Below are 14846 nucleotides of genomic sequence, written 5' to 3' on the forward strand. Positions count from 1 at the left end.
CTTGCCGTGCTTGATTGGCGGGGCCTGGCAGGGCAACAATCGAGTGGATGGAACCACTTGGGCCACACCGGGCCTAAACTGCGCAAACAGACCAACAGGAGTGTGCACGATGAGCCGTATCGAAACCGACAGCCTGGGCCAGATCGAAGTCCCGGACGACGCTTACTGGGGCGCTCAGACGCAACGCTCGCTGATCAACTTCGCCATCGGCCAGGAACGCATGCCCTTGCCGGTCCTGCACGCCCTGGCCCTGATCAAGAAAGCCGCGGCCCGGGTCAACGACCGCAACGGCGACCTGCCTGCCGACATCGCCCGCCTGATCGAACAGGCCGCCGACGAAGTGCTCGACGGCCAGCATGACGACCAGTTCCCGCTGGTGGTCTGGCAGACCGGCAGCGGCACCCAAAGCAACATGAACGCCAACGAAGTAATCGCCGGCCGCGCCAACGAACTGGCCGGCAATCCGCGCGGCGGCAAGACGCCGGTGCACCCGAACGATCACGTCAACCGCTCGCAGAGCTCCAACGACTGCTTCCCCACCGCCATGAGCATCGCCACTGCGCAGGCTGTACAAACCCAGCTGCTGCCGGCCATCGCCGAGCTGTCGGGTGGACTGGCCGAGCTGTCGGCGCGGCACATGAAACTGGTGAAAACCGGTCGTACCCACATGATGGATGCCACGCCGATCACCTTCGGCCAGGAGATCTCAGGCTTCATAGCGCAGCTGGATTACGCCGAACGGGCGATCCGCGCCGCATTGCCGGCGGTCTGTGAACTGGCCCAGGGCGGCACCGCCGTCGGCACCGGGCTCAATTCGCCCCACGGTTTCGGCGAAGCGATTGCGGCTGAACTGGCCGCGCTTTCGGGTCTGCCGTTTGTCACCGCGCCGAACAAGTTCGCCGCCCTCGCCGGCCATGAACCGCTGACCACGCTGTCCGGCGCCCTGAAAACCCTCGCCGTGGCGCTGATGAAAATCGCCAACGACCTGCGCCTGCTGGGCTCCGGCCCTCGTGCAGGTTTTGCCGAAGTGAAATTGCCGGCCAACGAGCCGGGCAGCTCGATCATGCCCGGCAAGGTCAACCCGACCCAGTGCGAAGCGCTGTCGATGCTGGCCTGCCAGGTGCTGGGCAACGACGTGGCAATCGGTTTCGCCGCCAGCCAGGGTCACTTGCAGTTGAACGTGTTCAAACCGGTGATCATCCACAACCTGCTGCAATCGATCCGCCTGCTGGCCGATGGCTGCAGCAACTTCCAGCAGCACTGCATCGCAGGACTTGAACCGGATGCCGAAGTCATGGCGAAACATCTGGAGCGCGGCCTGATGCTGGTGACGGCGCTGAACCCGCACATCGGCTACGACAAGTCGGCGGAAATCGCCAAGAAAGCCTACAGCGAAGGCAAAACCCTGCGCGAGGCGGCGCTGGAGCTGGGTTATCTGACCGATGAAGAGTTCGATGCCTGGGTGCGCCCGGAGAACATGATCGAGGCCGGGGCCAAGGGCTGAATCCTGTAGCGCCCGGAAGTCCGTCATCGCCAGCAGGCTGGCTCCCACAATAGCAGCCGCTCCAAATGTGGGAGCCAGCCTGCTGGCGATACGGTTTAACTGGCGGCCATCTTCATCCGCCGGGCCTTGAGCCCGGCAATCAGCGAAGGCCCCAGTGCCACCAGCGCCGAACCCAGCACCACCAGCACCGCCCCGCCATAACCCAGACCGTTGATCTGCTCGGCGTGAACGTATTCCGGCCATGTCCATGCAGCAATCGCCACTGCACCGAACGTCACCAACGGCGTGATCGCCAGCGTCGCACTGACCCGCGAAGCTTCCCAATGCGCCAGCGCCTCGGCAAACGCGCCATAGGCGATCAGGGTGTTCATGCAGCACGCCAGCAACAGCCAGCCCTGCAACGGGCTCAACTCCAGCGCTTCCAGCGGATGAACCCACGGCGTCAGCAGCAAGGCGCAGAACAGGTAGATCACCATCATCACCTGCAGCGAATTCCACACCGTCAGCAATTGCTTCTGGCCCAGCGCATAGAAGGTCCAGACGGTCGACGCCAGCAGCACCAGCAACACGCCGGCGGTGTAATCGGATAAAGACGTGAGCAATTCCGCCAGACGCTGATTGAAGAACAACGCAAAACCGATCAACAGCACCGCCAGCCCCATGCCCTGACCAATGCTGAAGCGCTCCTTGAACACGAACAGACTGGCGATCAGCAACATGATCGGCCCCATCTGCACCACCAGTTGCGCGGTGCCGGGGCTAAGCAGGTTCAGGCCCATCAGGTACAGCACGTAATTGCCCACCAGCCCGAGCACCGCCATCAGCACCAGCCAGCCGCCCTTCGGCCCGAGCACCTGGCGACTCGGCAAACGCCTGGTCGCCGTCAAATAAATGAACAGGCAGCCGCCGGACACCGTCAGGCGAAACCAGGTCACCGTGATCGGGTCCATCACCTGCAGCACCTGTTTGAGCTTGATCGGCAGGATTCCCCACAAGAACGCGGTCAACAAGGCCAGGAACATGCCGTACACCCAGCGACCCGATGAAACGTGCATGAGAACCCCGAAAGCCTATGACAGGAGCGCTCATTCTAGGCGCAGCGGCAAGCGCGACACAGGGACAGTTGCACTCAAGCCGCAAATGAAACTGTGCAGGTCGCAGCATTAAATTGACGTGCTGCCGTTGATCGGTTCATGAAGCGCTGCAAGTGGTTCAGGCATAAGCTCTTTGGATCCCATTCAGCGCAGCGCTCAAGGAGATCGATCATGTTCGGAATGCGCGCCCAGGACACCGCCCCCGCCATGCACTTTCGCAGCGACCGGGTGTGCCGGGTCAACGGCGAACTGTTTTTCAGCACCCGGGAGAACACCCTCGAAGGGCCGTTCGACAGCCCCGAGAAAGCCGAGCAGGAAATCCGCGCGTACATCGCGCGGATGCAATTGCTGGATTCCGGCAGCCGGGCTTAGCGCACCGCTTCGAACAAGCCGGTCGCGCCCATCCCGCCGCCCACGCACATGGTGACAATCCCGTAGCGCAGATTACGCCGCTGCAACTCGCGCACCAGATGCCCGACCTGCCGCGAGCCGGTCATGCCGAACGGGTGACCGATAGAAATCGAGCCGCCGTTGACGTTGTATTTTTCGTTGTCGATTTCAAGCCGGTCACGGGCGTAAAGGCACTGCGAGGCGAACGCTTCGTTCAATTCCCACAGATCGATGTCCGCGACCTGCAAACCTTTGGCCTTGAGCAGCTTCGGCACCGAAAACACCGGGCCGATGCCCATTTCGTCCGGCTCGCAACCGGCGACGGTGAAACCGCGGAAAAACGCCTTTGGCTTGAGCCCCAGTTGCAGGGCTTTTTCCAGGCTCATCACCAGCGTCATCGAGGCGCCGTCGGACAGCTGCGACGAGTTGCCTGCCGTTACCGAACCATCCTCGGCGAACACCGGTTTCAATCCGGCGAGGCTTTCATAGGTGGTATCCGGGCGGTTGCAGTCGTCGCGATCAACGATGCCGTCGAGGATCTGCACTTCGCCGCTGTTCTTGTCCTCGACCCGGTATTTCACCGACATCGGTACGATTTCGTCATTGAACAGACCGGCTGCCTGCGCCTGAGCGGTGCGGATCTGGCTTTGCAGCGAATAACGATCCTGCGCCTCGCGGCTGACGCCATAACGGCGTGCCACCACCTCGGCGGTCTGGCCCATGGTGTAGTAGATGCCCGGGGTCTGCTGCTTGAGCAACGGGTTGATCAGGTGATCGGTGTTGACGCTTTTCAGGGTCAGGCTGATCGACTCGACGCCGCCGGCGACGATGATGTCGCTGCAACCCGAAGCAATCTGGTTGGCGGCAATCGCAATTGCCTGCAAACCCGAAGAGCAGAAACGGTTGAGGGTCATGCCCGCCGTGCCGGTGCCCAGTTGCGAGAGCACCGCCACGTTGCGGCCGATGTTGTAGCCCTGGGCGCCTTCGTTGGAGCCGGCGCCGACGATGCAGTCCTCGACGCTGGCCGGATCGACGTCGTTGCGCGAGAGCAACGCGTTCACGCAATGGGCCGCCATGTCATCGGGGCGGGTCTGGTTGAACTTGCCGCGAAAGGACTTGGCCAGGCCGGTCCGCACGCTGTCGACGATCACCACTTCACGCATGGCATACCTCATTGTTGTAGTCGGTTGAGAGTGGACCGAGCATAAGTCCACCTCATCGCCGATCGCGACAATCATTCATCTCGCGTATGCGTGCCCATCGGTCAGTCCTTGTGCTTCTTTTCCTTCTTGTCGGATTTCTCGAAGGCTTCTTCCAGCGCACGGTTGATCGTGCGCAGCACCTTGACCCGGGCCCAGCGCTTGTCATTGGCTTCAACCAGTGTCCACGGCGAGATTTCGGTGCTGGTGCGGTCGACCATGTCACCCACCGCCGCACGATAGGCGTCCCACTTGTCGCGGTTGCGCCAGTCGTCCTCGGTGATCTTGAAACGCTTGAACGGGATTTCCTCGCGGGCCTGGAAGCGTTCCATCTGCGTGTCCTTGTCGATGGCCAGCCAGAACTTGACCACGATCACTCCGGCGTCGGCGAGTTGCTCTTCGAAGTCGTTGATTTCACCGTAGGCACGCATCCAGTCGGCCGTGCTGCAAAAGCCTTCGATCCGCTCCACCAGCACCCGGCCGTACCACGAGCGGTCGAACACGGTGAACTTGCCCCGTGCCGGAATGTGTCGCCAGAAGCGCCACAGGTACGGCTGCGCCCGCTCCTCTTCGGTCGGCGCGGCAATCGGCACGATGTTGTACTGACGCGGATCGAGCGCCGCCGCGACCCGCCTGATCGCCCCGCCCTTGCCCGCCGCATCGTTACCTTCGAACACCGCCACCAGCGCATGACGGCGCATGCGCTTGTCACGCATCAGCCCGGACAGTCGCGCCTGCTCGGTGATCAGTTGCTCTTCGTAATCCTTCTTGTCCAGGTTCTGGTTCAGGTTGAGGCTGTCGAGCAGGTTCAACTGATCCACCGACGTGCCCAGCGGCTGGGCACTGACAGCGTTCGAATGCACGTCCGGACGTTTCAGTGCATTTTGCAGGCCTTCAAGCAGGATCTTGCCGACCGTCAGGCTGCGGTAATGCGCGTCCACCCCTTCGATGACATGCCACGGTGCGTAGTCGCGGCTGGTGCGACGCAACACGCGCTCGCCGTATTTGACGAATTTGTCGTAGGTCTCCGACTGCTGCCAGTCCAGCGGACTGATCCGCCAGCTGTGCAACGGGTCATCGGCCAGAGCCTTTAGCCGCGCCTTCATCTGTTTCTTGGACAGGTGGAACCAGAACTTGAAGATCAGCGCGCCTTCATCGCACAGCATTTTCTCCAGCCGCTCGGCACCGGCGATGGCCTGATCCAGTCGCGGGTCCTTGAACAAACCGTGCACCCGGCCCTGCAGCATCTGGCTGTACCAGTTGCCGAAGAAAATCCCCATCCGCCCCTTGGCCGGCAGCATCCGCCAGTATCGCCAGGCCGGTGGTCGCGCCAGTTCTTCGTCGGTCTGCTGGTCGAAGGTACGCACTTCGATCAGGCGCGGGTCCATCCATTCGTTGAGCAGTTTCACCGTCTCGCCCTTGCCGGCACCCTCGATGCCGTTGATCAAAATGATCACCGGAAAACGCTTTTGCTGCTGCAACTCGAACTGGACTTCCAGCAGTGCCTCGCGCAGCGCGGGGACGGCGGCGTCGTAGGTTTCTTTGTCGATGGCGTGACCGATTTCAGCGGATTCGAACATAGGGACGGCTCCTTCCAGGATTCAGCAAGACTAGCGGATTGGGCACAGACACGGCACAGAAATTCCCGCCGGGGGCGGATTGTCCTTGAGTCGTGCGCAACAAGGCTTGCCATGGATCAAGCGCCATCCGCGTGATCGGCTAGAATGGCCGCCTTGCCGTTGCCGAGCCTGCCATGAAACCTGTAATGCCCCACGCCCAACTCGACTGGGATGACCAGGGACGCCCGCGTTCGCGAGTGTTCGACGATGTGTATTTTTCCGACCAGTCGGGGCTGGATGAAACCCGCTACGTGTTCCTTGAACAGAATCGACTGGCCGAGCGTTTTGCCGCGCTGCCGGCGGGCGGGCGACTGGTGATCGGTGAAACCGGCTTCGGCACCGGGCTGAATTTTCTCTGCGCCTGGCAGTTGTTCGAACAGCACGCGGTGGCCGATGCACGGCTGCATTTCGTGAGCGTGGAAAAGTACCCGCTGAGCCCTGCGGACCTGCAACGGGCGCTGGCGTTGTGGCCGGATCTCAAGCCGCTGTCCGATCAACTGCTCAAGCATTACGTGGCGATCCATCAGGGTTTCCAGCGCATTGTTCTGAATAACGGTCGCGTGACCCTGACGCTGTTGATCGGCGATGCGCTCGAGCAGTTGCCGCAACTGGACGGCCAGATCGATGCGTGGTTTCTCGACGGCTTCGCCCCGGCGAAAAACCCCGAAATGTGGACCGCCGAACTGTTCGCCGAACTGGCACGTCTGGCGGCGCCCGGTTCGACCATCAGCACGTTCACCAGCACCGGCTGGGTGCGACGTCTGCTCAACGCCGCCGGGTTCAAGATGAAGCGCACGCCGGGCATCGGCCACAAATGGGAAATCCTGCGTGGCGAGTTTCTCGGCTGGCCGGAGGATGTGCCGTTACCCGCCGCGGACAAACCGTGGTTCGCCCGCCCGGCGCCTGTCACTGGAGAGCGTCGTGCTCTGGTGATCGGCGCTGGCCTGGCCGGTTGCGCCACGGCGGCCAGCCTCGCGGCGCGGGGTTGGCAGGTCAGTTTGCTGGAACGGCATGCGGCGGTGGCGCAGGAAGCCTCGGGCAATCCCCAGGGTGTGCTGTATCTGAAACTGTCTGCCCACGGCACGGCACTTTCGCAGCTGATTGTCAGCGGCTTCGGCTACACCCGGCGCCTGCTGGAAACCCTGCAGCGCGGCACCGACTGGGATGACTGCGGCGTGCTGCAACTGGCGTTCAATGAAAAGGAACGCGAGCGTCAGGCGCAACTGGCGGCCGCGTTTCCCGAAGACCTTCTGCAATGGCTTGATCAACCCGAGGCTCAGGCCCGCGCCGGGATCGGGCTGGCCCACGGCGGTTTGTATTATCCCGAAGGTGGCTGGGTGCATCCGCCCGCGTTATGTCAGGCGCAAGCTGCGCAACCGGGCATCACACTGCTGACTCATCAGGACGCCATTGAGCTGCACAAGGTCGACGGTCAGTGGCAAGTTTTCGACGGCGGACGATTGATCGCAACAGCGCCCGTCGTGGTACTGGCCGGCGCCGCCGAGATCAAACGGTTTGCACAGAGCGCCGAACTGCCGCTCAAACGCATTCGCGGACAGATCACCCGTCTGGCACAGACCGAAGACAGCGAGGCATTGGCAACGGTGGTCTGCGCTGAGGGTTATGTGGCCCCCGCCCGCTTGGGCGAACACACCCTGGGCGCCAGCTTCGACTTCAACAACGACGACCTGACCCCGACCACCGCCGAGCACCTGGGCAATCTGGCGATGCTCGAAGAAATCTCCGACGACCTGGTCTCGCGCCTGCACATCAACGATCAGGATCCCGAACGCCTTGAAGGACGCGCCGCATTCCGCTGCACCAGCCCCGACTACCTGCCGATCGTCGGCCCGCTCGCCGACCGCGAAGCCTTTGACCACACCTATGCCACGCTGGGCAAGGATGCACGGCAGGTGCCGGATATCTCCTGCCCTTGGCTTGATGGACTCTACGTCAACAGCGGTCACGGCTCTCGAGGTCTGATCACCGCGCCACTGTCAGGTGAGTTGATCGCGGCCTGGCTGGATGACGAACCGTTGCCCTTGCCCAGAAGCGTGGCGCAAGCGTGCCATCCGAACCGTTTTGCCCTGCGACGGCTGATACGGGGCAAATGACCGTATAACCCGGATCGGGATCATCCCTCAGGCAATAGGCAAGCGTTGCCCTCGACCAGCCGCAGCACTTGCTCGCTCAATCGCTCGAGCAAGTCGCTTTCCGTTTGTTCAAGCCGGCTCGCACACAGGTTCATTTCCCTCAGGTAATCCGCCGAGCTGAGTTCTTCGGCTTGCTCGAATAATGCCTGGGTTTCCTCGTGGTGAGGTGCACGGGCGTCGTCGAACTGCTGTGCGAAGCTGCTTTTCACGTAATCGCTCCAGAACGGCTGACGAACCAGAAACCTCAGCCATTCCTCAGACAGCTCGGCAGTCTGGATTCGATTGATGGCTTCCAGCAGGTCCGCTCCGCTCACTTGCGCGATTGATGCATAACGCATGTGCGAAGGCTGCCCGGGCAATTCGAGGGATTCTGCCAGCCCTGAGCGGTAAGCAAGGGCCACCTCCAGAGGGTCGGGTGCCGAGTGTGTCACTGCATGCTCCGCTGCAATCCGGTCCAGTTGCTCAAGGCGGAACAGCCCTCTGGCAAGCTTGATCAGCGATGTCGCCGAAGGTTGCCGACCACCGGAAATACGCGTAACGCGACGGACCTGCACGGCAACCTCCAGATGACTGAAGTTCAGCGCCGCATTGTCCGTGCAATTGATCGGATTGGCCGCCAGATCGAAGATCTGATGCCGCAATTCGGCATCGGTTTGCGTTGCCTCCAGGACGTTCCAGACCCGACGCGACATGTCTTCGCGTACGTGTTCGGATTCGGCGGAGTTACCCAGCTCTGCCAGCAACTGGAACAACCCCTCGGCCATTGGATCGTCTTTGATCGCGGTCCATGTCTGTAGATGCCGGGCCCCCACCGTCCCACCTGTTTCAGTCAGCCAGATCGAGCGTGCCAGGTTCTCGTCGAGCCGCGCATTGTCGTTTTCCAGATACCCCATGCCCACCCCCACCGTCTTTTGATAGGAATCGAGGTGGACTTTGCTGGCGTCGGAAATAGGGTTGTTGCGCAAGTTGATCGTTTCGCTGAAGCGTCTGGAGGTTGCGAAGAGCCAGTCAGGCAAATCACGAATATCGTTGTCGCGCAGATCCACACGCTCCAGATTCGGCAAGAACCGCAAGCCTTTGGGCAGCTCTGTGGCGCGGGTGTTACGCAGATAAAGATGATTCAGGTCGTACAGGTTGCCGACATCCACCGTAGCGCCCAGACGATTCCCGCTCAGATTCAGACTTTGCAGCGTGCGTATTCTGGATAATTTCACCAGCGAGTGTTCGGTCAGCTGGATCCGGTTGGCCTCCATGCTCAAATGTTTGAGGTTCGGCATATGCGAAATGATCTCAGGCAGCCGGGTCAGCTGATTCCTGTCCAGCCCCAGTGACTCGACCTGCTTGAAGGCCTTGAGGAAGTAAGCGACGTCGTCGTCCAGTTGCATGTTTTGCAGGGACAGGTACCTGACGTGGTCGAAACTCAGCCCGGGCGGCAGGATCGGCAGCTTGCCGAACCGCATGCCATCGAGGTTCAGGCCGTACACCGGACGCTGGAATTCATCTCGCTGAAAAACCAGCCGACAAAAGCAATCCTCTATCTCATACGCCACGATCTGCCGGCACTCATGCACTTCATGCAGCATGCCGCCGAGCGCTTTCATGGCCGCCTCATCTTCCATCCAGACATCCATGACATCGCGCAGTCTCCTGAGCTGCTCCTGCAGCTCCCTCACCCGAATCGCCCGGCTGAGATGATCGTTGCCTGCCTGATCAAGAAACTCATTGGCCTGCTGGTCGGTGAACAGCGGAAAGAGTCTCTTCACTTTGCGCACCAGACGCCGTGAGTGGGCCGGCAGTTCGACCGGCGAATCGGAAAGCGTACACGCAGATTCGTAGGTCGGTGGATTGAACGGCTCCCCCGCCAACAAGCGGGCGCAACCTTCACGCTCATCCAGCGCCGTATTCAACAGCTTGTGTCGCAGACGCCAGCCATCGTCCGGCACCGCCTCAGCGAATCCCAGAGCCTTGCGCCGCTCGGGGGACAGACTTTTCATGATTGCCAGATAGAGACTGTCGGGGCCTGCGGCAACCTGACCAAGGGATTTGCCATGGCTGTCGAACACCTCGTAACCATTTTTCAGCCGGACCAGCGTGCGGGCATTTTCGGAGGTGAACGGATGAGGGCCAATGGATTCCAGCAGAGTCCCCTTGAGCGTCTGCGCGCGTACCTGCAGCGGCAGTTGCGGGTCCCAGCCACTGAGCTGCGGCAACAACCGGATCGCCAGTTTCCCGGTATCGGCATTGGCGATGTCGGCGAGATAAAAACCGGTCAGCGCCCGCTCGAGCCGCACAGTGTCCGAAGCCTGTCGAAGGCGCTGTGCCAGTCCCATCGGTATCCGTCCGGTGGTGCGCAGATGAGACCGCTCCACGCTGGGTGACTGTCTGAGCAACTCCTGAACATGACGCGCCGGCACCTCGGGAAACGTGCCGCGCACCTTCAGCACTTCGCTGGAGTCGCTTTGATCATAATGTCGATACAAATGCTCAAACACCGACCGGCGATCAGCCTTGACCTCAACTCCCAGCTTTTTTGCCAGTGCTACGCCGTACTCCGACGGGGCAATGCCGACCCCGAGCAGGGTTTCCTTCTCTTCTGCCGACATGCCCGTGAGAACCGTCTGTAGCAGCTCTCCCTTATCCAGTTGATCCTGGCGCACGATGAGGCTCACGGTGTCATCATCGATTGTGTTGGCTGGATAAGTCGCCTTGATACGTGCCTTGTTGTCCAAAACCTTGATATAGCGATCTTCAGGCCAGTTGCCGAGTCGGGGCAGCGCATGCAGTTGTTCCTCAGCGTACCGTGGGTCGGTTGCTTCGCCACGCTCCATTGCAGTAATGAAGTCACGCAGCCTGCGCTCGATCCGGAAGCGTTCGACCGTGTCACGCAAATGCGCGGGGAGCAGCCGGTTGCTGCGACTCAGACGATGCAGTTCATCGAGCCCGATATCACCCAGCCGACGAATCATGTCCAGGCGACTGTCCTCGAACTCCGCCAGCGTCGGATCGATACGTTTGAGCGTATGGGCGCCGCTCCAGTGCTCGATCGGTTCCGATGCATGACGCCAGCCACCGCGTCCATTGTGCTCAAGCTTCGGTGTGTACGCCTGCGCTCGTCGGGGATGCCGGATATGCCAGGCACCGGACGCAGGATCCTGCTCGACTGCAAACTCCCGACCTTCGATACGGACGAAGATTTTATCCTCCACCCGATACAAACCGTCAGCGCCAGGCTCTACGGTTATCCCTGCCGGCAAAGGGTGCTCGTAGGCGCTCAGTTCAGGCTTCCACAGACGGCCCTGTCCCCGTCGGTCGAGAATGGACTTGAAGGGTTCAAAGAATTCCGGATGCTTGCGCACTGTCTTGATTGCCAGCGACTTCACGCCCTTGATTCCCGCGCCAACGGCGGCCATGAGCACGATGTTTTCGGCAACACTGAGCATGTGTGACAACGCTTCCTGCCGATCACCGCGACGCCAGTCCTCAACCCCCTCATAGACTTCGGCGAGCAGTTGTCCTACGGCCACGCCCATCATCAACTGCCCGAGCACCGGCACGACAAGGCCGGCCAGGTTCGCGACTGTCATGCCGATTTCCAGATAGTGAAGCAGCCGCTTCTCGCGCTCCTCTTCATCGACATCGGCGGTCGGTACAGCGAGTGCACGGGCGTCGAACTCCAGTTTGGCGACATGGCTCTTGAGCAAATAATCCAGGATGGAGCCGGACATGGCCAACTGCTTGATATGCCCCAGACTGTGGTCCGTGGAAAACGCCGCGAAAAAATCCGCCTTGTCGGCTTCACCGAGGCAATGGGTGAAATACGTCTTGTAGCTCTGGATGCCCAACTTGAAGCTCAGGTATTGCGCAAACGCCGTGAAGCTGGCGTATTCGTACAGTGGCTGGTCAGGTTCGCCGGGCATGTACACCAGGCACCATTCATCCGGATACAGCTCGACGGAACGCCTGGAAAACACGACGACACCCCAGATGCAGCAGCCGTGTATTTCGATCCCCTGCATGATCAGCGGCCAGCCCTGGTATTGCAGGCTAACGTCGTCGACGATACCGCCCGCATCGATCAGGCGCCGGACTGTCTCAAAGCCATCCCGAGTGATGTGTTCTTTTACCAGGGCCAGATGCAGATCGAATTGCAGCAACATTTTTTTCAGCGTGGAGATGTCGCGGATCATCGGGCTGGTGACCTCGGTCTTGCCATCGACTTCTTTCAAACCGAACACCTGCTGAAAGTGCCGCTGATACTGTTTTCCGAGATCCAGTTCACGACAGAACGCGGCAAACGTCGCTGGCGTCAGATCCTTGATACCGTTCGGCTCGTTGGCGATGCGGATCGCACTGCCCTGAGGCAAACCACCGTCCAGCGCCTCGTCTTCCGTGAAGTTCTGCATCGCGGCTTCCAGCAGTGTCAGCCTGGCGGGCGGGATGACAGGCGCCCCTCCTCCGGGCGGGATGAGAGGCTCGCAGCCACACGGCCCCCCCGGCAGTTCGAGAAAGTCTTTTTCGACATCAATGTCACCAGGCCAACGAGCCGCCACCGCGTTGTTCAGCACGACAAAGCAAAAGTCGTTCAACGGACTCAACGCGCGTAGATCAACTTCGACTTTCGCCTGAATATCGTGCAGGTCGCGCGCCGTCTGATCGAGTGCCGTCAGAGTCGTGGCGGACGCCTTCAGCAACCGCGCTGGCAGGCTCTTTTGCAGTGTCCGGGCAGTATCCAGATCGCCAGTGGCCTCCAGCAAATAGGTCAATACCTGCTTCTGTGTCAGTGGTGGTGGTGAGCCATCCGATTTTATAAGTGACATGGGCAATAGTCCTTTATTGCAGATTTGAACCTTCACCCTATCGAGCCTTAACCTGGATGAAAAACATGAATAACTGCGCAGTCAGCCCATGAAACCAACAGCATTTCCCATGTTTTGCATAAATGCTTACCGCACCTGACTGTATTTTTTGCGCTATAGCCCCCACCGGTCCGGCAATCATCCATATAACTTATCGTTCTAAAACTCCCTCATCCTCACCGGGTCAGTCTCTGGGTAACGGCGATTTTGCGCGTTACGGCAATACCTTCCCCAACGGAAAAACCGGTAAGGACTTTATGTGCGGATTAGCTGGCGAGTTACGTTTTGATCAACAACCTGCAGACCTTGCAGCCATCGAGCGAATCACCCATCACCTGGCGCCTCGCGGCCCTGATGCGTGGGGTTTTCATGCCCAGGGGCCGATTGCCCTGGGCCATCGACGCCTGAAAATCATGGACCTGTCGGACGGCTCGGCGCAGCCGATGATCGACAGCCAACTGGGCCTGTCCCTGGCCTTCAATGGCGCGATCTACAACTTCCCGGAACTGCGCGCCGAACTCGAGGCGCTCGGTTATGCCTTCTACTCGGGCGGCGACACCGAAGTGCTGCTCAAGGGCTATCACGCCTGGGGCGAAGCGCTGCTGCCGAAACTCAACGGCATGTTTGCCTTCGCCATCTGGGAGCGCGATGCCCAACGTCTGTTCATTGCCCGCGACCGTCTCGGCGTCAAGCCGCTGTACCTGTCGCGTACCGGCCAGCGCCTGCGTTTTGCCTCGGCTCTGCCGGCATTGCTCAAGGGCGGCGACATCAACCCGATCCTCGATCCGGTGGCGCTCAACCATTACCTGAATTTCCACGCCGTGGTGCCTGCACCGCGCACCTTGCTGGCCGGCATCGAAAAGCTGCCGCCAGCGAGCTGGATGCGCATTGAAGCGGACGGCACCACCGAGCAGAAAACCTGGTGGACCCTGCCCTACGGCCCACACGATGACGAGAAAAACCTGACCCTGGAAGACTGGCGCGACCGCGTGCTCGACAGCACTCGCGAAGCCGTGGCGATCCGCCAACGGGCGGCGGTGGATGTCGGCGTGCTGCTTTCCGGTGGCGTCGATTCGAGCATGCTCGTCGGTCTGTTGCGCGAAGTCGGCGTGGAGAACCTGTCGACCTTCTCCATCGGTTTTCAGGATGCCGGTGGTGAACGTGGCGACGAATTCCAGTACTCCGACCTGATCGCCAAACACTACGGCACCCACCATCATCAACTACGCATCGACGAAAAAGAGATCATCGAGCAACTGCCCGCCGCATTCCGCGCCATGAGCGAGCCGATGGTCAGCCACGACTGCATCGCCTTCTATCTGCTGTCCCGCGAAGTGGCAAAGCACTGCAAGGTGGTACAAAGCGGCCAGGGTGCCGATGAACTGTTCGCCGGCTATCACTGGTATCCGCAAGTCGACGGCGCGGCCGATCCGTATGCGGCCTATCGCGAAGCATTTTTCGACCGCAACTACGACGACTACGCCGCCACGGTGCAGCCGAAATGGCTGACGGCCAATGACGCCGCCGGCGACTTCGTGAAGGAACATTTCGCACAGCCCGGCGCCGATGCGGCGGTCGACAAGGCCCTGCGTCTGGACAGCACGGTGATGCTGGTGGACGACCCGGTCAAACGCGTCGACAACATGACCATGGCCTGGGGTCTGGAGGCGCGCACGCCGTTTCTCGACTATCGCCTGGTGGAGTTGTCGGCCCGTGTTCCCGGCAAATTCAAACTCCCCGACGGTGGCAAGCAGGTCTTGAAAGAAGCAGCTCGGCTGGTCATCCCGAGCGAAGTGATTGATCGCAAGAAAGGTTACTTCCCGGTACCCGGCCTCAAGCATCTGCAAGGCGACACCCTGAACTGGGTGCGCGAACTGCTGCTGGATCCGAGCCAGGATCGCGGCCTGTTCAACCCCGCCATGCTCGACAAATTGCTGACCGATCCACAGGGTCAGTTGACCCCGTTGCGCGGCTCCAAGCTGTGGCAACTGGCGGCTCTGAACCTGTGGCTCAGCGAACAAGGAATCTGAT

8 protein-coding genes are annotated in these 14846 nt (G+C 60.8%); 4 read left to right on the plus strand and 4 right to left on the minus strand.

Going from position 1 to position 14846, the window contains the following annotated elements; genetic code table 11:
- The first annotated feature begins 109 nt into the window (after window positions 1–109).
- Window positions 110–1504: a class II fumarate hydratase gene (locus DXT77_RS25795; RefSeq protein ID WP_119429699.1), complete on the plus strand. Its 1395-nt coding sequence runs from the start codon at window positions 110–112 to the stop codon at window positions 1502–1504.
- 95 nt (window positions 1505–1599) lie between these two features.
- Here DXT77_RS25795 and DXT77_RS25800 read toward each other — a convergent pair whose 3' ends face one another.
- Window positions 1600–2559 (minus strand): DMT family transporter, encoded by a 960-nt coding sequence (locus tag DXT77_RS25800; RefSeq protein WP_119429700.1) that lies wholly within the window; start codon window positions 2557–2559, stop codon window positions 1600–1602.
- A 210-nt stretch (window positions 2560–2769) separates the two neighbouring features.
- Here DXT77_RS25800 and DXT77_RS25805 point away from each other — a divergent pair, with 210 nt between their 5' ends.
- Complete coding sequence (locus DXT77_RS25805) at window positions 2770–2970, plus strand: DUF6316 family protein (protein WP_119429701.1); 201 nt, start codon at window positions 2770–2772, stop codon at window positions 2968–2970.
- Here DXT77_RS25805 and DXT77_RS25810 read toward each other — a convergent pair.
- Entirely contained in the window at window positions 2967–4151 is a 1185-nt protein-coding gene (locus DXT77_RS25810; RefSeq protein ID WP_119429702.1) for a thiolase family protein, read from the minus strand. The genes DXT77_RS25805 and DXT77_RS25810 overlap by 4 nt on opposite strands.
- A gap of 101 nt (window positions 4152–4252) precedes the next feature.
- The gene (gene pap, locus DXT77_RS25815; RefSeq protein WP_085710838.1) at window positions 4253–5767 is read right to left on the minus strand and encodes a polyphosphate:AMP phosphotransferase; all 1515 of its coding nucleotides are present in this window, start codon (window positions 5765–5767) and stop codon (window positions 4253–4255) included.
- A 173-nt stretch (window positions 5768–5940) separates the two neighbouring features.
- Between pap and mnmC the strand changes: the two genes are divergently transcribed.
- A complete protein-coding gene (gene mnmC, locus DXT77_RS25820) occupies window positions 5941–7920 on the plus strand; it encodes a bifunctional tRNA (5-methylaminomethyl-2-thiouridine)(34)-methyltransferase MnmD/FAD-dependent 5-carboxymethylaminomethyl-2-thiouridine(34) oxidoreductase MnmC (protein ID WP_119429703.1) in 1980 nt (659 codons plus the stop codon).
- A gap of 20 nt (window positions 7921–7940) precedes the next feature.
- Here mnmC and DXT77_RS25825 read toward each other — a convergent pair whose 3' ends face one another.
- Window positions 7941–12812, minus strand: coding sequence for an NEL-type E3 ubiquitin ligase domain-containing protein (locus DXT77_RS25825; protein WP_256663042.1), 4872 nt, complete (start codon window positions 12810–12812; stop codon window positions 7941–7943).
- Window positions 12813–13072: 260 nt separating this feature from the next.
- Between DXT77_RS25825 and DXT77_RS25830 the strand changes: the two genes are divergently transcribed.
- Window positions 13073–14845, plus strand: a complete 1773-nt coding sequence (locus DXT77_RS25830) for an N-acetylglutaminylglutamine amidotransferase (protein ID WP_119429705.1) — start codon at window positions 13073–13075, stop codon at window positions 14843–14845.
- Window position 14846: the final 1 nt, after the last annotated feature.

This window comes from Pseudomonas sp. 91RF (genome assembly GCF_003576265.1).
In the GTDB taxonomy this organism is placed as follows: Bacteria; Pseudomonadota; Gammaproteobacteria; order Pseudomonadales; family Pseudomonadaceae; genus Aquipseudomonas; species Aquipseudomonas kribbensis.

Coding starts and splice junctions, on each gene's coding strand:
- DXT77_RS25795 (WP_119429699.1), top strand. CDS start 110: ATGAGCCGTATCGAAACCGACAGCCTGGGCCAGATCGAAGTCCCGGAC.
- DXT77_RS25800 (WP_119429700.1), bottom strand. CDS start 2,559: ATGCACGTTTCATCGGGTCGCTGGGTGTACGGCATGTTCCTGGCCTTG.
- DXT77_RS25805 (WP_119429701.1), top strand. CDS start 2,770: ATGTTCGGAATGCGCGCCCAGGACACCGCCCCCGCCATGCACTTTCGC.
- DXT77_RS25810 (WP_119429702.1), bottom strand. CDS start 4,151: ATGCGTGAAGTGGTGATCGTCGACAGCGTGCGGACCGGCCTGGCCAAG.
- pap (WP_085710838.1), bottom strand. CDS start 5,767: ATGTTCGAATCCGCTGAAATCGGTCACGCCATCGACAAAGAAACCTAC.
- mnmC (WP_119429703.1), top strand. CDS start 5,941: ATGAAACCTGTAATGCCCCACGCCCAACTCGACTGGGATGACCAGGGA.
- DXT77_RS25830 (WP_119429705.1), top strand. CDS start 13,073: ATGTGCGGATTAGCTGGCGAGTTACGTTTTGATCAACAACCTGCAGAC.